Annotated in this window: 25 protein-coding genes; 5 read left to right on the forward strand and 20 right to left on the reverse strand. The window is 56.9% G+C overall.

All coding sequences use genetic code 11. From position 1 onward, the window contains the following. Positions 1 to 20 precede the first annotated feature (20 nt). Positions 21 to 464, reverse strand: coding sequence for an Hsp20 family protein (locus RT21_RS07245; RefSeq protein ID WP_046162203.1), 444 nt, complete (start codon positions 462 to 464; stop codon positions 21 to 23). Between the two features lie 116 nt (positions 465 to 580). Between RT21_RS07245 and RT21_RS07250 the strand changes: the two genes are divergently transcribed. Next, the gene (locus RT21_RS07250; protein WP_046162204.1) at positions 581 to 1,327 is read left to right on the forward strand and encodes an SDR family oxidoreductase; all 747 of its coding nucleotides are present in this window, start codon (positions 581 to 583) and stop codon (positions 1,325 to 1,327) included. Here the strand turns inward: RT21_RS07250 and RT21_RS07255 are convergent. From RT21_RS07255 to RT21_RS07345, 19 genes are all read right to left on the reverse strand, one after another. Next, positions 1,324 to 2,298, reverse strand: a complete 975-nt coding sequence (locus tag RT21_RS07255; protein ID WP_046162205.1) for a tRNA dihydrouridine synthase — start codon at positions 2,296 to 2,298, stop codon at positions 1,324 to 1,326. The genes RT21_RS07250 and RT21_RS07255 overlap by 4 nt on opposite strands. 165 nt (positions 2,299 to 2,463) lie before the next feature. Continuing rightward, on the reverse strand, positions 2,464 to 2,931 hold the full coding sequence (locus tag RT21_RS07260) for a tetratricopeptide repeat protein (RefSeq protein ID WP_046162206.1): 468 nt from the start codon (positions 2,929 to 2,931) through the stop codon (positions 2,464 to 2,466). Further along, the gene (locus RT21_RS24100; protein ID WP_046162207.1) at positions 2,931 to 3,326 is read right to left on the reverse strand and encodes a hypothetical protein; all 396 of its coding nucleotides are present in this window, start codon (positions 3,324 to 3,326) and stop codon (positions 2,931 to 2,933) included. Before RT21_RS24100 ends, RT21_RS07260 begins: the two co-directional genes overlap by 1 nt. Then, positions 3,308 to 3,640 carry a helix-turn-helix domain-containing protein gene (locus RT21_RS07270; protein WP_045426060.1) on the reverse strand — a complete coding sequence of 111 codons (333 nt, stop codon included), beginning with the start codon at positions 3,638 to 3,640 and terminating at the stop codon, positions 3,308 to 3,310. Before RT21_RS07270 ends, RT21_RS24100 begins: the two co-directional genes overlap by 19 nt. A gap of 142 nt (positions 3,641 to 3,782) precedes the next feature. After that, a complete protein-coding gene (locus tag RT21_RS07275) occupies positions 3,783 to 4,250 on the reverse strand; it encodes a YkvA family protein (RefSeq protein ID WP_046162208.1) in 468 nt (155 codons plus the stop codon). Positions 4,251 to 4,723: 473 nt separating this feature from the next. Next, positions 4,724 to 5,041: a ComEA family DNA-binding protein gene (locus RT21_RS07280; protein WP_045426055.1), complete on the reverse strand. Its 318-nt coding sequence runs from the start codon at positions 5,039 to 5,041 to the stop codon at positions 4,724 to 4,726. 126 nt (positions 5,042 to 5,167) lie between these two features. Beyond that, positions 5,168 to 6,493, reverse strand: a complete 1,326-nt coding sequence (flgL, locus tag RT21_RS07285; protein ID WP_046162209.1) for a flagellar hook-associated protein FlgL — start codon at positions 6,491 to 6,493, stop codon at positions 5,168 to 5,170. Between the two features lie 11 nt (positions 6,494 to 6,504). After that, positions 6,505 to 8,610, reverse strand: coding sequence for a flagellar hook-associated protein FlgK (gene flgK, locus RT21_RS07290; RefSeq protein ID WP_046162210.1), 2,106 nt, complete (start codon positions 8,608 to 8,610; stop codon positions 6,505 to 6,507). Positions 8,611 to 8,612: 2 nt separating this feature from the next. Further along, a complete protein-coding gene (flgJ, locus tag RT21_RS07295; RefSeq protein WP_046162211.1) occupies positions 8,613 to 9,812 on the reverse strand; it encodes a flagellar assembly peptidoglycan hydrolase FlgJ in 1,200 nt (399 codons plus the stop codon). A 10-nt stretch (positions 9,813 to 9,822) separates the two neighbouring features. Further along, complete coding sequence (locus RT21_RS07300; RefSeq protein WP_046162212.1) at positions 9,823 to 10,926, reverse strand: flagellar basal body P-ring protein FlgI; 1,104 nt, start codon at positions 10,924 to 10,926, stop codon at positions 9,823 to 9,825. Between the two features lie 13 nt (positions 10,927 to 10,939). Then, positions 10,940 to 11,635 carry a flagellar basal body L-ring protein FlgH gene (gene flgH / locus RT21_RS07305; protein WP_046162213.1) on the reverse strand — a complete coding sequence of 232 codons (696 nt, stop codon included), beginning with the start codon at positions 11,633 to 11,635 and terminating at the stop codon, positions 10,940 to 10,942. Between the two features lie 29 nt (positions 11,636 to 11,664). Next, positions 11,665 to 12,450 carry a flagellar basal-body rod protein FlgG gene (flgG, locus tag RT21_RS07310; RefSeq protein WP_046162214.1) on the reverse strand — a complete coding sequence of 262 codons (786 nt, stop codon included), beginning with the start codon at positions 12,448 to 12,450 and terminating at the stop codon, positions 11,665 to 11,667. Between the two features lie 46 nt (positions 12,451 to 12,496). Next, positions 12,497 to 13,237, reverse strand: coding sequence for a flagellar basal-body rod protein FlgF (gene flgF, locus RT21_RS07315; protein ID WP_045426036.1), 741 nt, complete (start codon positions 13,235 to 13,237; stop codon positions 12,497 to 12,499). A 192-nt stretch (positions 13,238 to 13,429) separates the two neighbouring features. Continuing rightward, positions 13,430 to 14,773 carry a flagellar hook protein FlgE gene (gene flgE, locus RT21_RS07320; RefSeq protein WP_046162215.1) on the reverse strand — a complete coding sequence of 448 codons (1,344 nt, stop codon included), beginning with the start codon at positions 14,771 to 14,773 and terminating at the stop codon, positions 13,430 to 13,432. A 31-nt stretch (positions 14,774 to 14,804) separates the two neighbouring features. Further along, positions 14,805 to 15,485: a flagellar hook assembly protein FlgD gene (flgD, locus tag RT21_RS07325; protein WP_045426030.1), complete on the reverse strand. Its 681-nt coding sequence runs from the start codon at positions 15,483 to 15,485 to the stop codon at positions 14,805 to 14,807. A gap of 18 nt (positions 15,486 to 15,503) precedes the next feature. Then, entirely contained in the window at positions 15,504 to 15,947 is a 444-nt protein-coding gene (flgC, locus tag RT21_RS07330) for a flagellar basal body rod protein FlgC (protein WP_046162216.1), read from the reverse strand. Between the two features lie 14 nt (positions 15,948 to 15,961). Continuing rightward, on the reverse strand, positions 15,962 to 16,366 hold the full coding sequence (gene flgB, locus RT21_RS07335; RefSeq protein WP_045426025.1) for a flagellar basal body rod protein FlgB: 405 nt from the start codon (positions 16,364 to 16,366) through the stop codon (positions 15,962 to 15,964). Positions 16,367 to 16,565: 199 nt separating this feature from the next. Further along, positions 16,566 to 17,390: a protein-glutamate O-methyltransferase CheR gene (gene cheR, locus RT21_RS07340; protein WP_046162217.1), complete on the reverse strand. Its 825-nt coding sequence runs from the start codon at positions 17,388 to 17,390 to the stop codon at positions 16,566 to 16,568. A gap of 37 nt (positions 17,391 to 17,427) precedes the next feature. Continuing rightward, positions 17,428 to 18,360 (reverse strand): chemotaxis protein CheV, encoded by a 933-nt coding sequence (locus RT21_RS07345; protein ID WP_046162218.1) that lies wholly within the window; start codon positions 18,358 to 18,360, stop codon positions 17,428 to 17,430. A 169-nt stretch (positions 18,361 to 18,529) separates the two neighbouring features. On the opposite strand from RT21_RS07345, the gene flgA reads away from it, so the two are divergent. The 4 genes from flgA (at position 18,530) to RT21_RS07365 (ending at position 21,054) form a co-directional block, all read left to right on the forward strand. Beyond that, positions 18,530 to 19,282: a flagellar basal body P-ring formation chaperone FlgA gene (gene flgA / locus RT21_RS07350; protein ID WP_046162219.1), complete on the forward strand. Its 753-nt coding sequence runs from the start codon at positions 18,530 to 18,532 to the stop codon at positions 19,280 to 19,282. 104 nt (positions 19,283 to 19,386) lie between these two features. Then, positions 19,387 to 19,716 carry a flagellar biosynthesis anti-sigma factor FlgM gene (gene flgM / locus RT21_RS07355; RefSeq protein WP_045426013.1) on the forward strand — a complete coding sequence of 110 codons (330 nt, stop codon included), beginning with the start codon at positions 19,387 to 19,389 and terminating at the stop codon, positions 19,714 to 19,716. A 44-nt stretch (positions 19,717 to 19,760) separates the two neighbouring features. After that, a complete protein-coding gene (locus RT21_RS07360; RefSeq protein WP_046162220.1) occupies positions 19,761 to 20,231 on the forward strand; it encodes a flagella synthesis protein FlgN in 471 nt (156 codons plus the stop codon). Between the two features lie 73 nt (positions 20,232 to 20,304). Beyond that, positions 20,305 to 21,054 carry a flagellar brake protein gene (locus RT21_RS07365; protein WP_046162221.1) on the forward strand — a complete coding sequence of 250 codons (750 nt, stop codon included), beginning with the start codon at positions 20,305 to 20,307 and terminating at the stop codon, positions 21,052 to 21,054. The last annotated feature ends 466 nt before the right edge of the window (positions 21,055 to 21,520 follow it).

The raw sequence follows: 21,520 nt of genomic DNA on the forward strand, positions 1-21,520 counted from the left end.
GCTACGTGCTGGCGGCTCGCTCAGCCCTCCAACGCCAAACGCTCACCGTTAATTGGGATGCGCTTGGGTTTGGCCTCCTCTGGCACGACACGCTCGAGCTCGATGCTGAGAAGCCCATTTCTCAGCTCTGCGCCCTTCACTTCAATATGGTCGGCGAGGCGGAACGAGAGCTTGAAAGCACGCTGGGCGATTCCCTGATGCAGGTAGGTAACGTTTTCGCCACTGTTCTCACGCTTGCCACCGCTCACAGTCAGCACGCCTCGCTCGACCTGCAAATCCAGGTCGGACTCATGGAACCCAGCGGCAGCTACGATGATGCGGTACTGATCATCGCCGTGCTTTTCCACGTTGTAGGGCGGGAACGAGCCGTTTGCATCATTGCGCAGCGCGGACTCGAACAGATCGTTGAAGCGATCGAAACCAATGGACTGACGAAACAGTGGGGCCATCGAAAAACTAGTCATTTTGCTGTCTCCTGATATTCAGCGAGTGGTTCATACAGGACCCGAATTCGGCATCCTGTGATGCCCAAAATAGGAACTGCTCGCCTGTTTTCAAGACCGGTCGTCGAGGATTTTTTATGTCGAAAGTAATGTTGATAACGGGGGCCAGCCATGGCATCGGCGCTGCCACAGCCAGGCTCGCAGCGGCTGAAGGCTACGCGTTGTGCTTGAACTTTCGATCGCGCCAGGACGCAGCCGACGAGCTATTGAACGAGCTGCACAGCCGGGGCGCGCGCGCAATTGCGGTCGAGGCGGACGTAGCGGAGGAGTCGCAAGTCATACGCTTGTTCGAAGCGCTTGATGCCGAATTCGGCAGGCTCGACGTACTCGTCAATAACGCCGGCATGCTCGAACGCCAGACGCGCCTCGAAGACATGGACAAAGCACGCCTGGAACGCGTATTCGCGGTAAATGTATTCGGTAGCTTTCTCTGCGCCCGCGAGGCGGTCAAGCGCATGTCCACTCGCAACGGTGGTACCGGCGGTGCCATCGTCAACGTCTCCTCAATTGCAGCCAAACTCGGCGCGCCCAACGAGTACATCGACTACGCGGCCGCCAAGGGCGCGATAGATAGCATGACCCTCGGGCTGGCCAAGGAAGTCGCTGCAGAGGGCGTCCGGGTCAATGCCGTACGGCCCGGCGTGATCCATACAGAAATTCACGCCAGCGGTGGTGAGCCTGATCGCATCGAGCGTGTAAGGAGCAGCGTGCCCATGGGCCGGGGTGGTGAAGCGAAAGAGGTCGCTGAAGCGATTCTCTGGTTGGCCAGCGACAAGGCCAGCTACACCAGCGGCGCTCTACTCGATGTGAGCGGAGGACGCTAGACAGCCGTCTTGAGCCCCTGCGCGTTTACGTCTAGACCCAGCAGTGCGTCGAGCCGATCGCAGTCGTTTTCCCGCCGAACCTGAGCGAACAGCGTAACGGCTTGCGGATAGTTACGGGTAAGCAGGGATAACCATTGTTTGAAACGACCAGGCGCATAGCGCGGAGACATCTTGCGTCGCGCCTGCATCCAGAAATCGGCCAAAAGCGGTTGCAGATCTTCCCAACTCAGCGGCTCGAGCAGCGCACCGGCCTTTGCCGCCGCGATCTGCCGAGCCAGATCCGGCCGACAAACCAGTCCGCGGCCTAGCATGATGTCCTCAACTCCGCTGACCTCACGGCAACGTCGCCAGTCCTCGACCGACCAAATATCGCCATTGGCAAACACCGGCACATTGACGACGTCCCTAACCTTAGCCACCCACTCCCAATGCGCTGGAGGTTTGTATCCCTCGACCTTGGTCCGCGCATGCACAACCAGCTGCGCAGCACCGCCATCAACCAGTGCACGGGCACAGTCGAGCGCGCCGTCCTTGTGGTCAAAACCCAAACGCATCTTCGCGGTAACCGGTATCTGCGCCGGAACCGCCTTGCGTACTTCGTGAAGGATGGAATGAAGCAGATCCGGCTCCCTGAGCAGAACGGCGCCACCGCGGGATTTGTTGACCGTTTTGGCCGGGCAGCCGAAATTTAGATCGATTGCAGGGGCACCGAGGCTACACGCGAACGCCGCGTTGTCAGCCAGGCAGAGCGGATCCGAGCCCAGCAACTGCACACGCAACGGCGTACCTGCGCGGGTTGCAGCGCCGTGTTCAAGCTCGGAAGCAAGCTTAAGAAAACTAGATGCCGGTAACAGACGATCCGACACACGGATGAATTCGGTCACGCACCAGTCAACAGCGCCAACACGGGTGAGAACGTCGCGGAGAATGTCATCAACGAGCCCTTCCATAGGCGCCAAGGCGATCTGCATTAGAAACGACCCAACCGAGAAAGCGCTGCATTGTACGGACGCCAGCCATGGTAAGAAATGTCCGCGTCACGCCAATCGGCAGACTGCATCCGACACCAGGCACTAAGCCAAAAGGTACTAGGGTTGAGCCTGCAAACGCGGACGCTTTATCTCAGTCACAAGTAATCAAAGTCCGAGTCTGGCTGCACTGGCCTTGTAATGCTCCGCCTGCTGCACGTCTCGTGCGAGGCCATGGCCTCCCGCCGTGTACAGCTGAGCCAACCTGGTTGCCGCTAAGGGGTGCCCTGCCTCGACGGCAAGCTTCCACCAATGCGCGGCCTTGGCGCCGTCTGGGCCGTGAGTAGCGTCTTCGCCCAGGCTGATGACACCCATCTGGTAAGCGGCCTTGGCATCGCCCTTTTCGGCAGCCAGACGCAGCAGACGTATACCCTCTTGCCTAGCACCAAATCCCTGTCCTCGAAACAGCAGGATATGGCCATAAAAGCTTTGCGCCTTCGAATCGCCAATCGCAGCCATGCGCGAAAATTGGCCCTCCATCCAGCGCCACAGTTTCGGTTGCTGAACGGCCCAACGTAAGCTCATCAATTTGCGAGCAAACAGATAACCGACTCGCGCACGGATGTTGTTCAGCATTACGGAATCCCTGGATAATCAAACTCGAACACTCGCGCAACCTCACCTGCGTGCCAGGATGCGGCCGCAGAACCGTCTGCCGGACCAGAAAAGCGCCCTAGGCGAGTAGCACATTCGAAAAAACCGGTTCTTGGCAGACGACTTGCCCCTTGGCTCACCACCAACGCACTACGTAGCGGCCGATCCGCACGGGCATCCAGCGCAGCCAGATGTTCCAGCGCGGCTGTCAAGGTTTGCATGGCAGGCACTGGTAACTGGAGCCGTTCGACCAACGCCCGGTAAGTGACCAGATGGCGCTGTCGCCGCACCTCAGCCAACTCGTCCAACAATGCCTGCCAATGTGGACGGCTGATGCGAATTGACGCTGCGGTGCCTGTCACGCCTCCTGCTGCCATCCTTCGATCTCCAATGCGCGGGCGAGTGCGCGACGTATCGCATTATCGGGATCGCGTTCACCGCTTTCGATGAGGGCGAGATAAGCAGGGCTGATACCCACCGAGCGCGCCAGCGCTTCTTGGCTCAACCCCTTAGCCTCTCGCAACATCGGCAACGTTCCGAAAGTTGGCAATGCGCCTGGAGCAGTATCACTTGCCTCCACTGGCTTTGCGGCGCTTACGTCACGCCCGTTCGTCAGCAGAGCCTGATACTCCTCCCACGGCAGCACGGCATACTCTGGCTTACCGTCCCGCATGATGACCTGAACACTCATCCGCTACCCCGACCGTAGTCTCAAATTGGAAAGTCGGGATCTTACCAGTCCGCGCGTCGATTTTTTCGACACCAGCCGGTCGCACCAAAGAATGAGCAAAGGGGCTGCACGAGCCATTCGAAAGAACTAATCCAGGGCCTTTTTAGCGCCCGACATTCCGCCCGTTGCTAACGTCGCTATCCATTGGCTCGTCCAAGGAGGGTAACCGGTCGATACTTGCTCGTATATCCGCTGACTGGCTGTCTCTCCAGGCCCGAAACGCCTGCAACTCGCCAGACCACTTGCGGATTATCCAACCCAGTACTGCCAGATCATCAACGAAGCCAAGACCTGGAATCCAGTCGGGGATAGCGTCCAAGGGGGACAGGAAATACAACAAACCAGCTACCGCAGCCACCAGCGCTGGTCTGCTGACCTGCCGATATTCGCCTCGCCACCACGCCACACACAGTTGCTGCAGCAAACCAAGATCTTCACGCAGACCTTTCATCAACCCACCCTGAGCCGAGCGTTTGCGCGCGACCGCAAGTAGCACGATGGGCAACCGGCCCCGAGCGAGCACACGTTGCGCCATCGGTAGGTATTTAAAGAGATTCCAAGGTGTTTTCATCAGATACCTCCGACTAGAGCTGCTTTGCTCGTTCTCTGAAAATATCCACAGAACCTGTGGATAAGCTTGTGAACAGCGGCTGGATGACTGGCTGGAACGCCCGAGTGACGTGGCCTCTAAACAGATCGGCAGCTTTTTACTCAGCGCAAATAAATCTTTACAATCAGTAAGTTAGCAAACCCCAGCGATCTGCTGCGCCGCGTACAGGTGTCTTCCCAGACAAGACGGTATCAATGTGAATAACCGTAACATGTCAACGCCTTTTTAAGGCTAATTCGGCCTCAAAGGCGGTAGACAAAGTTAGCTGAGCGTTCTAACAAGGACAGCGCGCGTAGGCCCGCGTTCCTACCTACCGGACCGGGATAGCCAACGCAGCAGAGCCGGCCCGATTTGAGAGCGGGTCTGCGCAGCACCGTTACAGGCATAAAAAAGCCGGTCGAATGACCGGCTTCGTTTATTCAAAAATAGGCTGGTCAGTTAACGCCCAGTTTGGTTCGATTTTTTTCTAAAGTGGCCGCACCGATTCCTTTAACTTCGAGGAGCTCATCGACGGCGGTGAATGGGCCATGCGCTTCGCGATAAGCAACGATCGCCTTGGCCTTTGTTGCGCCAATACCCTTGAGTTCGCGGGTCAGGGTTTCGGCGTCGGCCGAATTGATGTTGATCGGCGCAGCTTGCTGGGCCGTTGCAACCACTACTGGGTCAGCAGACTTGGTCGGGCCAGCGAAACTGCTGAGCGAGACGCCAGCGAGCAGTGCGAATATTGAAGCGGATATAAATGACTTAAGCATTGTTCATGTCCTTATGAGTGTCGGATTAGCGACGCGGTACTCCATGCGCCGCAATGACACTCTAAGTCGCACCAATAGCAAGTCAAATCGGGCTGCTTATTCTGTGAACCGTGCCCTCCGGGCGACTCAACGCATCACGTTGAACAGACTCAATCCCGCGATCTTCACATAACTCTGCTGGGCTGCTTCAAGCACCACCGTCTGCATCGATAGCCGAGACAGCGCTTCAGCGTAGTCGAGCTCACGCAGCTCGGCCTGCACACCTTTGTTGACCAGCGCAACATCTTCGTTATCGGTTTGGCTGGTTTCGATGACGTTCAGACGGGCACCGATATTGCCGCGGGCTTGGTCAACGCTGACCATGCCGTGATCGAGGTTGGTCAGGGCAACGGCAACGGCGTCGCGGACGCCGGTGTTGCCGGTAGACGGATCTTCCAGAGCAGAGCGAAGATTGGCGATGGTGTCGAGGATGCCTTGCTTGTTCTGGACTGACTCGGCAGTAATTGTGCCATCTGACGCCACGTTAGTGATTGTTCCGGGCATCACCACTACTCGTTCACCGCCAACCGCCTCGCCATCGAAATGTAACGTTACTCCCCGGAAAACGAGCTGGTCTGAATTTTTAGCGTCGTCATCTAGCTTTAAGTTGATGCCATCTGGCAACGGATCATCGGTGAAATCTCCGCTCACCGGATCCGTCTGCCGTGGCAAGGCGTATATAGAAAACGCGCCATCCGCCTCAAAACGAATCTCAACTCCGTCGGCCGGAAACGACGGGGCCCCTGTGAGCGCCACTTCATCGCTTACGAGCGGCTTCGACACACTCAGTGTCGTCTCAACACCTGCCGGGATGCTCGAAACATCCAGAGCGCTATCTAGTCGACCCGCGTTCGTCACGCTCTGAAAAATCGACTTGCCGTTATCGCTAATGGGAATATCTAGGGAGCTAGCAATTTGCAGCTTCCGCTGCCCCTCGTCCCCGACATAGCTGTAGCTCCCTTCCGGACCGCGGACGAAGGGCTGAGTCTTGCCTTGGAACCCTGCAAACAAGTATTCGCCACGTGCGTTGCGGGTGTTCATGAGCGACAGAAGCTCGTCCTCGCGCTCACCCAGCTCCGCCGCGATGGACTTGCGATCCTGCGGATCAAGCGCACCATTACCGGCCTGGACAGCCAGCTCGCGAACACGCTGAAGCACCGTGTTGACGGAATTCAGCGTCACCTCTTCTTGGGTAAGGCTGTTCTTGGCCGCCGTCAGATTGGAGTTGTACTGGCTCAGCACATTCTGTTGCTGCTCAAGCTGCAACAAACGCACCGACGCAACCGGATCGTCCGCCGGCGTCAGGATGCGATTACCCGTGCTGATCTGCTCCTGCGTGCGGGTTGCATTGGAGTAGTTGCGCTGAATGCCGGCTACGCCGTTATTGAATGCTTGCAAGGTCGAGATGCGCATGAGCGGGCCTGTTACCTGAAGGTACTGATCAATGTATCGAACATGGAGCGAGCAACTTGAATGATCTGAGCGGACGCATTGTAGTACTGCTCAAATTTGATCAGATTGGCCGCTTCTTCATCGAGGTTCACGGCTGACAGCGAGTCGCGGTTGTCGGTGGCCTGCTTGAGAATCGCCCCTGTCGCTTCGCTATCCATTCGCGCTTGGGCTGTCAGCGTACCGACCCGTTCGACCAATTCGCCGTAGCCATCGGTGAAACTAGCGCCTGATAGGGTTTTTCCATCAGCGTCTACGGATACCCCGACGGTCTGTTTGCTCTGAAGGTCGACCAGCTTCAACGCGTTGCGGTTATCAGAGACGCCGCCTTGGTTGTAGGTCAGCGAAAAACTATCGCTCGTTTGGGGTCTCCCGCTGACATTGAAGTCGAACTGATAAGTGCCTCCTGGCGTAGCCGTATACGCCAAGCGAACAGTGTTGGTCGTACCGGACTGGAGTGTTGGGGCGAGCGGATCTCCACTACCGTCAACCAGAGGATCGCCCTTCGCATCCACGTAGGCCCAACCGCTAGGCAGAGAGTCAGCGTCGGTCAAGGTGAAAGTACCGTCGGAGTTGGCGGTTGCAGTCAGGCTCAGCCCGCTGCCAAATGCCGTTTTGAGGACGTTGAGGTCAATCGGCGATGGTGCCGATGCCATATCCGGTTGACTGATAGCTCCAGTACCGGCGTTTTGAAGTTTACTCTGTCCGCTCGCTACCGCAGCGAAAGCTAACTGATCCGCCTGGTCCAAGGACACCCTGATGTCCGCAGCACCGCGCCGAGTAGGCTGAAGGCTAAACTTGTCGCCTGCTTCCGGGGCAGCACCGAGGACCAGTTCAAATCCTTGGCCCCTTGGAAGCGCCGGTGCGACGTTCGGATCGGTAAAAGTCAGAGTCGCGGGATAGCTCCCTGGAGATGACGGTGACACTGTCATCGCCTTACCGTCGCTCAACCGGCGCGCCGTATAGTCAGCACCATCGAATTCCAGCCGATAGTCACTGTTAGTGAGCAAGTTGGTCTCTGTTATTACCAGTTCCGGCTGAATGTTGCTTTTATTGCCGGAGAAAGCGCTGACACGCAGTTTTGCTAAAGCCTCGGTGTTGTAGTTAGCAAACAATCCCTCGCCGACATTTCCCTTCAGATCCAACCCCTGCCCCAGCTGACTATTGACCTGGTCACTCACCGCCAGCGCCAGCCGTCCCAACGAATTCATCGTCGAATCCAGTACTTCCTCGCGATAGCGGATCAAGCCACCCAGCTCACCGCCGGTGATCTGCGAGGTAATGCCCTGCTCCGAGCCACCGCTGACAAATCGAATCTCATGACGATTGGGGTCGCTCTGGCCCGGCACCACCTTGAGCTGGCTCACCGTCTTGCCTACAACCAGCGGCTGACCACTGCCGACCGAAATGTTGAAGCTATTGTCATCCTGGGGCGTAACGCTGATGCCGATATACGTCGACAATTGCCGCACGGCCTCGTCGCGCGCATCGAGCAAATCATTGGGCTGTTTGCCATTGGCCGAAGCGGTCGCGATGGCGTCGTTCAAGCTGCCAATACTGCCCGCGAGCCGATTGACCTGATCGGTAACTGCAGCCATCTGCTTATTGGTGAAGTTGTTCTGCTCAGTCAGACGGTCAGACACGGTATTGAAACGGCGTGCCAAGCCTTCGGCTTCAGCCAACACCAGCTGACGTGCCGGAATATTGGCTGGGTCTTCCGCCGCCGTTTGCAGCGCTGAAAAGAACTTCTGCAACGATGGGGTGATACCTGTCGTGCTGCCAGCTAGCAACGAATCAAGCTGGTCAATCTGGCTTTTGTACGCTTCAACGTCACTGCTCAGGGACGTGCTGCTGCGCAGCTGACTGGTGAGGAATTCGCTGTAGCTACGGCGGATCTCGACCAGCGTCGTACCTGAACCGACGTACCCAGCACCACTAAACTGCGGCGTGCGGGTCGCTTGGGAGGCATCCTGCCGGCTGAAGCCTGGCGTGTTGACGTTGCTGATGTTGTGGCCAGTAATGGACAACTGGCTCTTGCTGGCACTCAGGCCAGACAGGCCAATATTCAGTAAGTCAGCCATGTTTAACCCCTAGTCCGCATCGCGGGCGACGTGCTGGCGTCGGCAATTGTCTGATAGGTCTGCACTTTACGAGCGATCTGATTGATCTTATTCGCGTACTGCGGATCGGTGGCGTAACCGGCCCGCTGCAATTCGTTGACGAAACGCTCGGAATCACCAGAGACGCTGGCGACCTGGATCGCGGGCTTATAGCGCTCGTTGTTCTCCAACAGCCGGACATAATCGTTGAAGCTCTGCTCGAACGAGTCGTAAGCCCGGAACCCGGCTACCTGCTTGGTCGCTTTGCCGTTTACGTATTCGGTCGTGGTGACTTTCGCCGACTCCCCGCTCCAGCCGTTAGCCTTGATACCAAACAGGTTGTGGCTGTTGCTGCCGTCTTTCTGCTTGATCATCGACTTGCCCCAACCTGTCTCGAGCGCAGCCTGGGCCACGAGGAAACGCGGTTCTACGCCGAGACGCTTGGCTGCTTTTTCTGCCATGGGCAACATGGTCGCAATGAATTCAGCCGGAGAGCTGAAGCGCGTCTTGCTCGGGGCGCTCGGGGCGCTCGCTTCGACGCCATTGATGGTCAAAGCTGCTTCTTTGGGCGCCGCGAAAGCGGTGGCTGGCTTCCAGTCAAGGTTGACCAACGGCTGAGTCACTCCCGCTTGGTTTGCTTGCTCGGCCTGGGGAATCGCGGCAGCGACATCCGCCTGCGCCCGCTCGGCCAGACGGCCCGGCAGGGCCAGACGACGCTGGTTGAGCATCTGGGTATCGTTACGGGCCGGGTCAACCTTAGCGAGCGTCGTGTTGGCGTTAGGGTTGCTCGACCATTTGGCACCTTCAGTCTGTGCAACCTGCGCGAACGGATTAGGCTTCTCGACAGGTTTCTGATCCTTGCTCAACTGGCGAATCAGTACATCGGCCAGCCCTATGCCACCGCCTTCCTTGGACAGCGTGACTGAGAGCTGCTGGTCATGCATATCTTGGTACTGCTTGCTGGCCTGGCTGTTGAACGGATTGTCCTTCGCCATGACCTCGGTGGCCGAACGCATCGACTTGAGCATCTCGTTCATGAACAAGGACTCGAACTCCTGAGCGACCTTGCGCACGTTCTCGGCACCGTCGCGGTCCTTGCCAACCTTGAGCTGATTCAGCCGGTTGAGGTCGGAGTAACTACCGCTATCAGGGGTACGACGACCCAGTCCCAGACGATTTTCCATGTCCCGTTCCTCAGATAACGATCAGGTCGGCTTGCAGCGCACCGGCTTGTTTGAGCGCTTCGAGGATCGCCATCAGGTCGCTGGGGGCAGCACCTACCTGATTCACGGCGCGGACGATTTCATCGAGCGTGGTGCCAGGGCCGAACTTGAACATCGGTTTGGCCTCCTGCTCAGCCTTCACTTTGGAGTTAGGGACGACGACTGTCTGGCCGTCCGAAAGCGGGTTCGGTTGGCTCACCTGCGGATCTTCCGAAATGGTCACAGTCAGGCTGCCGTGGGTAACAGCTGCAGGTTGAACCCGGACGTTCTGACCGATCACGATGGTGCCGGTGCGCGAATTGATGATGACCTTTGCGACGGCCTGGCCCACGTCCACTTCCAGATTTTCCAGGATGGACAGGTAATCCACACGTTGGCTTGGATCCAGCGGTGCCGTGATGCTGATCGAGCCACCATCGAGTGCCTGAGCCACGCCTGGGCCGAGCAGCTCATTGATATGATCGACAACGTTCTTGGCGGTAGTGAAGTCGGGGCGATTGAGATTCATCGTCAGGGTCGTACCCTGGTTAAATGCGCTCGGCACTGGCCGCTCCACAGTCGCCCCTCCAGGGATCCGACCGGCCGACGGGATGTTGACGGTGATCCGCGAACCATCCGCGCCGCCCGCATCGAAACCACCAACGACCAGGTTGCCCTGGGCAATGGCGTAGACGTTTCCGTCAATCCCTTTAAGCGGTGCCATCAACAGACTGCCGCCGCGCAGGCTTTTGGCGTTACCGATCGACGAAACGGTGATATCGATCGTCTGGCCCGGCTTGGCGAACGGCGGAAGCTCAGCGTGTATCGACACAGCCGCCACGTTTTTCAGCTGAACGTTGCCGCCCGCGGGCACCTTGATACCAAACTGCGCCATCATGTTATTGAAGGTCTGCACCGTGAAAGGCGTTTGGGTCGTCTGGTCGCCGCTGCCGTTCAAACCAACCACAAGACCGTAACCGATCAGCTGGTTGCTACGTACGCCTTGAATGGTGGCGATGTCCTTCAACCGCTCGGCATGGGCAGGAAGCACTGCAACGCAAAGCAAGGCAATCAGAATCGAGCTGAACAGTTTCATTGCCTGCACCTGCTTAGAACGGCCACAACGGGCTGATGAAGAAACGGTCCAGCCAACCTGGCTGGCTGGCATCAGCGAAAGCGCCGGTGCCAGAGTAGGTAATACGGGCATCAGCGATACGGGTCGACGGGACGGTGTTGTCGGTGGCGATATCGTCCGAACGTACCAAACCGGCAATTCGCACCAGCTCATCGCCCGTATTGAGCGTCATCCATTTTTCTCCACGGATCGCTAGGATGCCGTTAGGCAACACGTCCGACACGGTCACTGTGATCGAACCGGAGAGACTGTTGCTCTGCCCGGCCTGACCAGAACCAGAGGTATCACGCGCCGCTTCATACTCAGCGCCCAACGTCATCTTGTTGTCGGTCAGCGGATTGGCCATCGAAACAGCGCCGCCGAACAGCGATCCAAGGCCGATGTTGGCACTGCTGTCCTTGGAAATTTTCGAGTTTGAATTTTTGCTGGCCTGTGTCTTCTCGTTGAGCGTGACGGTGATGATGTCGCCAACCCGGTAGGCCTTCCGATCGTCGTAGAGATTAGTCTCGAAGCCCGCCTGGTAGATCGCCCCGTTGTTCTGCGCAGCAGGCAGCGGTGTGCGCGGCAGAACTGGAGAGTAGTAAGGATCGTTAGGCTTCGGAGCTGGCGCCATGCAACCAGACACAATCACGGCGGACACCAGCGGAAGGACAATCAACAAGCGGCGCATATTCACCTCAATCCAGCGGCTGACAGCGGTTAAAGCTGCTGGGTAACAAAGGACAGCATCTGGTCGGCCGTGGAGATGACTTTCGAGTTCATCTCATAGGCGCGCTGAGTGGTGATCATGTTCACCAGCTCCTCGACCACACTGACGTTGGAGTTTTCCAAGGTGTTTTGCAGCACGGTACCCAGGCCATTGAGACCAGGTGTACTGACTTGTGGCGCACCGCTTGCGGCGGTTTCCAGAAACAGGTTGCTGCCCATCGCCTGCAGACCAGCCGGGTTTACGAAGTCAGCGGTCTGGATGTTGCCAATGATTTGTGGTGCCGGGTTACCCAGCGTTGTGACGGAAACAGTGCCGTCCTCGCCCACGGTGAATGTCTGCGTTTCCGGCGGCACGACAATCGCCGGCTCCAGTGAGTAACCGTTCGAGGTCACGATCTGGCCTTCAGCGTTCAGATGGAAACTGCCGTCACGCGAGTAGGAAACTGTGCCGTCGGGCAGCAGCACCTGAAAGAAGCCACGGCCGTTGATGGCCATGTCGAGCGGCTGTTCGGTGGTCTGCAGACTGCCGGCGGTGAACTGCTTCTGCGTACCGACGATCCGCACACCGGTACCCAATTGCAGACCCGATGGCAGCTCACTGTCCTGGCTGGACTGGCCACCAGGCTGGCGGCGGATCTGATAGAGCAAGTCCTGAAACTCAGCCCGATCTTTCTTGAAGCCGGTGGTCGAGACGTTGGCCAGGTTGTTGGAAATGGTGGTCAGGTTCATATCCTGCGCAGACAGACCGGTCTTACTCACCCACAGTGCTGGAAGCATGTCGTTCTCCAATGGCGCCGGAATCTGGTCGCGCCGACTAGTTTGATTAGCTGATCTGCAAGACTCGGGCCGCAGCGGCACCATCTTCTTCGGCAGTACGCATCATTTTCACGTGCAGCTCGAACTGCCGGGACAGAGCCAGCATCGATGTCATCTCGGCAACAGCGTTGACGTTACTTGCCTCAAGGAAGCCTGAGGTCACACGAACCGCGGCGTCAGCCTCGACAGGCTGTCCATCCTTCATACGTATAAGGCCGTCGGTGCCCTTCTCCAGCTGCTTGAGATCAGGGTTGACCAACTTGAGACGATCGACGGTTACCACGACGTTCGGATCTTCACCCAGCGCACGGATGCTGATTGAGCCGTCAGCGCCGATCTCCACTTTCTCTTCCGGCGGCACGGCAATCGGCCCGGCGTTGCCGAGCACCGGCAAACCATCGCCGGTCCGGAGCATGCCGAGTGTGTCGATGTTCAGGCTGCCAGTACGGGCATAGGCTTCGCTGCCGTCAGGCGCCTGCACGGCAATCCAGCCATCCCCTTCGATCGCAACGTCCAGATCCCGACCTGTCTCTTGCAAGGTGCCGGAGCTGAAGTCCGTACCCGGCCGCTCGGTCATGGCATACACACGTGCTGGAAACGTATCGCCAAAGACCTGCATGGAGCGCGCCTGCTCGAAGTCACGCCGGAAGCCCGTGGTCGAGATGTTTGCCAGGTTGTTGGCATGCGCCTGCTGGGCTTGAGCGTTCTGGCTCGCTCCCGTCATCGCCACATAAAGCATCTTGTCCATGGAACCTCCGCTGCACCCGAATTGACACTAATCAGACCTATGCTGCAAAACAAAGCAAGCCATGTGCCAACCAATTAAACTATTCTTAAGCCTTTGAAACACAAGGCCTTTTATAACAAAAAAAAGGCCCCGAAGGGCCTTCTAAAAACGAAGCGGCAGTTTCCCGCCACCCCGCGCAGTGCTAGGTAGCAATTACCGCAGATTGATGATCGTCTGGGTAATCGCGCTTTCTGTTTCGATGGTCTTGGCGTTCGCCTGGTAGTTGCGCTGCGCCACGATCAGGTTGACGAGCTGATCTGAAAGCTCGACGTTGGAATCTTCCAGTGCGCCGGCTTGAAGGGAACCGAGGGTGCCGCTACCAGGCGGGTTGCGCACGGGCTCGCCCGACTCGAAGGACTGCACCCACTGCGTCTTACCGACCGGAGTGAGCCCCTGAACGTTGGCGAAGTTGGCGAGAATGATCTGGCCCTGTACTTTGGACTGGCCGTTCGTGTAGCGAGCAAAGATGGCGCCGGTTTCGCTAATTTCGAGACCGGCCAGTTCACCAGTCGTATAACCGTCCTGACTGACGCTGTTGACGGCGAACGCACTGGCGTATTGGGTGGAGCCACGCATGTCTAACGATACGTCTAAGCTTCCCCCAGTAGCTGCACCGTTTAGACTCCAATTTCCGGTACTATCTTGCATCGCTGGCTGCCAGTCGTCGAGCGAGACCAAACCGGTAGCAGGGTAATAAGTAAGTCCTGAGGCAGCATCCGCGCTCATGCTGGCCAAGCTACCGTCCGGTTTGAACTTGAGCTGCATTTCGGCTGCTTTAGTCCCGTTCAATGCATCGGTCGGATTTTGAGGGTTTCTCCCGTCGACAAGAACATGCATCGTCCAGCTGTTCGCACTATCAGGATCCGCTGGGTCAACCGCACCTTTGACGAAATACTGCGTCATGACGTGTGCGTTACCCTGCTCATCATAAATATTAGTAGAGGTGGAAGCGTTGTATGTCCGCGGGTCATTTTGATCAAATACATCGGTCGGAGCGATATCCGTTGAGTTCAAGTTGAACCCTTGCGTGACCTTGGCGGTAGCTTTTGGCTCCTGACTTGCCGTCTGGATTTTCAGATCACTGACCTGCCCGGTCTGGATATTACCGGCCTCATTAACGGAATACCCCTGAAGGTTGTAGCCGAAGTTGTCGACCAGATTGCCTTCCTTGTCCGTTCCGAAATAGCCGGCGCGGGTGTAACTCAACGCGCCGTTGTTGCTTACCTGGAAAAAGCCGTTGCCGTTGATAGCGAGGTCCAGCGCGTTTTGGGTGTAGTTAATGTTGCCCTGATTGAACTGCTGCGACACGTTTGCAAGAAGCACCCCGCTCCCCTGAGGATTCTTGCCAGTGCCTAGCACTGAAGACGCGTAAACATCCGCGAACTCAGCACGGGACTGCTTGAAGCCAGCCGTGCCAGCGTTGGCAATGTTGTTACCCGTGACATTGAGGTCTTTGCTGGCGGCACGCATGCCGCTAAGGCCGATATTGAACGACATGAATTGCTCCTGTTACCGGGCGCGCCGGTAGTTACTGACCGATAACCTGGACTTGAGATAGCCCGATGCTGCCGACACCGGCCAGATTGAGCTGAAGCTCACCGCCGTTTTGTCCGAGAGTGACGCTGTCTACGTTGGCAGGAAGCAAGGTGTACAACCCCTTCGTCTCGCCTTGATAAGTGGCTTGTGCTTCGAATCGATAGGTGCCCGGCGGCAAGGTTTTGCCGCTCGAGTCTTTGCCATCCCACATAAACGAAACATTGCCAGCTTCCTGCTGACCCATGTTGATCCGATTCACTACCGTACCGGCGCTGTCATAGACGTTGACCGCCACGTTGCTGCTGGTTGTCGGGAGAACGATGCTGGCCTTGAAGGTTTCGCTGGTATCCACAACGGCTTTATCGGTTGGCACGATTACTTTGCGGCCAACGAGTGACGATGCTTGCAGCGCCTGGGATGACTGATACCCGGACAGCATGGTTTCCATACTCGAATTCAGTTTTTCCACACCTTCAACGGTGCTGAACTGTGCCAGCTGAGCGATGAACTCACCGTTCTCTTGCGGCTCCAGCGGGTTCTGGTTGTTCAGCTGCGTAACCAGCAACTCGAGAAACTCGTTTTTGCCGAGGTCGTTGCTTTTAACCTCGCGATCTTTGATCTGGTATTGGTCAAGTACCGAGCCGGTACCGCTGACGCCGCCTGTCGTGCTCATGGCTATATCTCGTAGTGGTTACTGGCCCAGGGTCAGTACTTTCTGCAACATGGTTTTGGCTGTATTCATCAGCTCAGCATTGGTTTGAAACGACCGGCTGGCAGAAATCATGTCGGCCATTTCTTCAACGACATTGACGTTCGGGTAATACACGTAGCCTTCGGCATTCGCCGCCGGATGGTTGGGCTCGTACCGGGCTTGCAGTTCGCTCTGGTCTTCCACCACTCCCAGCACCTGCACCCCTGCCCCTGCCTGGTCCTGCTCAGCGAACAACGACTCGTTCGGCGACCCGTTGGCCTGCTGCAGCACGGTTGCGAACACGGGGTGACGCGCGCGATAAGTCTGATCGACGCTAGACGACACCGTTTCGGCGTTAGCAATGTTGCTGGAAATGGTGTTGAGACGAGTGCTCTGGGCACTCATGCCGCTGCCGGCGATGCTGAATACACTGCTGAGGGACATGGTTTTTGCTCCTTTTATTCGCCGCGCAGGGCGCTCATGAGCCCCCGGAATTTACTGTTGAGCAAGGTGAAACTTGCCTGAAAGTCGATAGCATTCTCGGCATAGGCCGCTTGCTCAACCTGGGCATCAACAGTGTTTTGATCGAGCGAAGCGTGCGCCGGCGTGCGGAAACGCAAGCCGGGATCGGCAATCTCCATGCCTTCGGCGGCAATATGCTTGCTGCTGGTCACGGCCACGCCGAATCCGCCCTGGTTCTTGCTGTTTTGCGCAGCAAGCACCGAGCTGAAATCCAAATCACGCGCTTTGTAGTTAGGGGTGTCAGCGTTGGCAATGTTGTTGGCAAGCACCTCGGCACGCTGAGCGCGAAAACCGAGCGCCTTCTCATGGATGCCGAGTGCCTTGTCGAAACTGATGCTCATGATCTAGCCCTTTGCCGGGTACAAGTCTGCTTAGCAAACTCACAGCAAAGCCCATGCCATTTCGGCAACTGACTGATTTATAAGATTTTTACGAAGAGTGGATCGGACTAGGCGTCAAAAGCGGCAAAGCGTGACCTATGTTTTTGCCGCTCATCCAGCCCATAGCGACAGATTCCTGCCGCCTTTTGCTATGAAACCATCACTTTGCTTTGTAGATGATGCCCGGGCTGCATTGCACCATCTGATACAGCTCAGGAAGACCGTTCAGCGCTTCTGATGCTCCCAGAAAGAGGTATCCGCCTGGCTTCAACGTCGCGTGGATTCGTTTGAGGATGTCTTTCTTTACATCAGCAGAAAAATAAATCAGCACGTTGCGGCAGAACACCACATCGAACTTGCCGAGCACTGCATAGCTGTCGAGAAGGTTCTGCACCCGAAACTCAACACGACTACGAATTGCCGGCTTAACCACCCAACGACCCGGGCTTTTCACCTCGAAATGACGCTGCAGCCGCTCACTGGATAAACCTCGAGCGATAGCGAGACTGTCATATTCGGCTGCCTTCGATGCAGCAAGCATGGCGCCTGACAATTCAGTAGCCACGATCTGAACTGCCGTTTTCGGCTGGCTAGGACTACTGCGCTCGTACTCGTCGATGGTCATCGACAGCGAGTAAGGCTCTTGCCCTGATGAACAAGCCGCCGACCAGATACGCAAGCGCTGTCCCGGCGCGTTTTTCAGCAGCTCAGGCAGCACGCGGTTTTTCATCACCTCAAAAGGATAGGTGTCACGAAACCAGAGCGTCTCGTTGGTTGTCATGGCGTCCACGACCTGCTCGCGCAGGCCGCTACGTGGCTGGGCCTGAATCTTCCTGACCAAATCGCCAAGCGTTTTGAGCCCTTGCTGCTCCATAAGCTTGTTCAACCTGCTGGACACCAGGTACTGCTTGTTGCTGCCCAGCAGAATGCCGCACGTCTTCTCGAGGAATATTCGGAACTGATCGAAATCCGGATCACCTGACACTAATAATGCCCACCAGTCATATTAAGAGGACGAAGCCTCAATTCTTATCCGTAGTCCGGATCCGCTCTATCACTCGATTGGCCAGATCATCTGCCTGAAACTTGGCGAGAAAATCGTCCGCTCCGACCCGCTTGACCATGCTCTGGTTGAACACACCGGAAAGCGAAGTATGCAGCAGAATATGCATATCACGCATAGCCGGATCCTGACGAACCTCCGTCGTCAGGGTGTAACCATCCATTTCTGGCATTTCGATATCGGAAATCATCATTATGAATTCGTCAGACGGCTTCTTGCCCTCTGCTACAAGCTTCCGCAGATAGGTGAGCGCCTGCCGCCCATCATTGTGCGCAACGACCTCGATTCCCAGATTTTGTAGACAACGCATGATCTGCTTTCGCGCCACAGACGAGTCATCGACAATCAATACCCGGCTGGTTGAGGCCTTGTTACTGGTTGCCTCGTCCGCAATGCTGACCGAGAGCACTTCGGACACCGGCGCCACTTCGGCGAGTATCTTTTCAACGTCGATGATTTCCACCATCTGTTGATCTACATGAGTCACGGCCGTCAAATAATGGTCGTGCCCAACACCCTTAGGCGGCGGAAGAATGTCTTCCCAGTTCATGTTGACTATCCGCTCCACCGAGCGGACGAGAAAACCAAGCACCTTGGTGTTGTATTCGACAATGATGGCAAAGCTATTCGGCAAATCCTGTAGCACTGGCTTTCCTGTAGCAGCGGACAGATCGAGGATAGAAAGCGTGCTTCCCCGAATGTTTGCCACCCCCCTCACCACCGGGCTCGACCGAGGCATGACCGTGAGCCGAGGGCACTGCAGCACCTCTTTGACCTTGAACACGTTGATGCCATAAAGCTGCTTGCCGTCCAGTCTGAACAGCAGCAGCTCCAAACGGTTCTGTCCCACCAGCTGCGTACGCTGGTTAACCGAATCCAATACACCGGCCATGCCAGTTTCCTCTTGCGTGTGAGATGGGCGGGCAGACATCTGTAGCTCAGACTATCTGGCGCTGAAGTGGCATGCATTACCAACACGGATTTGCAAAATTACCTGTCTCGCCTGCCCAGTCAGCTTCTGAACGGCCAACAAACGGCACGTCCCTTGCTTCAACCAAGACATGAGCAGACAGACGACTTTTTTCCGGCATCCGTGCAAGACGCTTTTCCAAACGTTTCTATTGGCAACTCTGTGCGGGCTGAGCCAGCTGGCTGACTCAGCAAGCTTTACGCGACCTGAACAGCTTATCGACGCGACCCGCGCTTTTCTTGAGCAGGAAGTAACTGACTATTTACAGCGTAGTCAAATTCAGGCGCGCTACGAGATCGACTTGAACAGGCTGGACCCGCGCCTACGGCTAGCGGCCTGCGATCAAGAATTGACGACCAGACTCGAAAGCCCGGCACAACCCGTTGGTCGCATTACCGTGCGAGTTAGCTGTGAAGCTGCTTCGCCCTGGTCCGTTTTCGTCCCTGCACAGGTCCATTTGTTCCGCGAGGTAATCGTAGCCAAACGACCCCTGGCCCGAGAGAGTGTCGTAGAGCTAGCCGATGTCACCCTTGCCGAGCGCGACGTCAGCTTGCTCAATCAAGGCTATCTGACCTCGTTCGACCAAGTGCTGGGCAATAAGATTACCCGCAGCGCCCTCCCCGACCAGGTGCTACCTCCAACCTACTTATCCGCAGCTGAAATAGTCCGAAAAGGCGACCAGGTGGTAATCAGCGCGAAAAACTCTACGATAAATGTAAGAATGCCTGGTGAGGCGCTGTCCGACGGCGCGCTTGGCTCTCAGATCAGAGTCAAAAACCAGCGCTCCGGACGAACCATCAAAGCCCGCGTCGTTGGTCCCGGGCAGGTAGAAGTCGCAATGTGAAGTCGGGCGCCGCTACGCCAGCCGCCCATATGAAAAAAGACTAAAGTTTTATTTGGATTTGCCGAAAAGCAGGCAAGCGTCCTGACTTATTCGAGGTTTCGATCATGGTTATCGATTTCAATCGGCCCAACAGCGCCGTCAATTCAACCAGCAATGGGCGTAGCAGCAACGTCCAGAACACTGAGCGACCAACGGCTCAGCAGCCCTCCACTGACGAAGCAAAGACCACCGGCAACAGCCCGGTATCGGGGGAGAGCGTTCAGCTGAGCCCCGAAGCCCAGCGCCTGCAGCAGACCACCGAGAAGTTGAACCAGCAGCCCGCCGTTGATCAAGAGCGTGTTGCTCAGATCAAGCAGGCAATTGCCGATGGTAGCTATCAGGTGGACAGCCAGCGAGTGGCGTCGAAGCTACTGTCGTTCGAAAGCCAGCGCTGAGCCTGACACCAATGCGAGCGGGCGTGAGTGCAACAGAGGCCACTATGCTAGATTCCGAATTGCTCCAGCAGCTGACCAACGATATCGACACCGCCAGAACGCTACGCGAGCTCACCAACGCGGAATATCTGGCGCTCTCTGAGCGTAATCTCGGTGGACTGGAGCAGCTGCTCACGCAAAAGCAGGCACTGCTGGCACTTTTGGGCCAACACGGCACACTACGCAGCCAGGCATTAGCTAGGGCACAGCTGAGCGCCGACCGGAACGGCTTGGCACAGTTTGCCGCAGCTTCGGAGATAGGCGGCGAGATCCTTGCCCAGGCAGAACAGCTGGAGATCATCCTTGAGGACTGCCGCAAAGCCAATGAACGCAATGGCAAGCTTATCCGGGCCAACCAGAGCGCCGTAGGCACCATGCTGCAAATACTGCAAGGCACCTCCCAGACCCCGGACGTTTACGACCGCCGGGGAGCTGCCGCCAAAAGCACTCATCATCGCCCGCTCAGCCAGGCCTGAACCATCCACAGCCGTATAGCATCAAAGTGCTATCATTGGACTGTCGTCGTTACATGCCGGAGAGCAACGCCAAGTGTCTAGTCCTTTCGCCGAGGGAGAAGGCCCTCAGCCCCCTCAGATACTCAAGACTCCAGTCGAAATTCAGGCAAATTTACGCCCCCTGCTGGATAACCATATCCCGCTGCAGGTCCGTTTTGCCGAGCGCGCTCAGCGGTACCAGACTTACCTGGTAGAGATAAACCGCGAAAAGGGCTGGCTTGCGTTAGACGAGCTGATACCTAGCGATGGTGAGCGACTAATGGCGTCAGGAGAAGCTTTCCAAATAGAAGGCTTTTACGAGGGCGTGCGAATTGCCTGGAATAATCCACATCCGGTTCATCTTGGCGAATTGGACGATGCGCGCTGCTATTGGGCTCACCTGCCAGACGAAATTCTCTATCACCAGCGGCGAAACGCCTATCGCGCCACACTGAGCGGGCAGCCAATCGCAGCGCAACTGAACGGAAGGACGATCAGGAAACCGCTGGTGGGCAAAGTCCTGGACATGTCTGCAACAGGTTGCAAGCTGAGCTTCCCAGGGAATCTACAAGCTGGCCTACAGTCCGGCCAAGTCTATGATCAACTTTCCGTAGACTTGCCTTTCGGCGCCATAACAACCGCAGCTGAGCTGCGCCACGTTATCTACGATGAGAAACTTGATCTGACGTTCTGCGGGATACGCTTCCACCGAATCAGCGGTTTAACGCAGAGACAGGTTGAACGGTTCGTCTATCAGCTACAACGCGAAGCCCGACGCGATCAGGTGACCGACCGGTTTAGTTGATACAGCAACACGCACGCTACTGATCGGCGTTCATCAAACGCCACCCTCTCTACCCGGCACCTACTCGTCAGCTCGCGACCAAAGCAAACGGCGAGTCAGCCTGCGCATAGAAAACGACAGCGCAAAACACCGGCTCGTATTGATAGCTGACCCTATACACGGTGTGATTAGCTAGAGGCTCGAATGTTGAGCCAGTGTGATGCCTGGCGCCCTTCTTCAAATGCCCCCCCCGCAAACGCGTCCCCGCGCGTCCAGACCACCTTGGAAGGCCTGAACTATCGTGCACTCGGTACGTGTCGATGGCGCCTGCAGTCGGCTGAGACAGAGATCGACCCGATCGGTGGAAGCAGCGACGATGGCAATGGCACGCCTTCTCCGAAACATGCCAGCAGCATGAAAGGACCCGCTGGTTCGCGGTCCGTTATGGAGCCGCCGAGCGTCGGTGCAGCTGTGACAATGCAGTAGG

The sequence above is a fragment of the Pseudomonas sp. 10B238 genome (genome assembly GCF_000970615.1).
GTDB lineage: Bacteria > Pseudomonadota > Gammaproteobacteria > Pseudomonadales > Pseudomonadaceae > Stutzerimonas.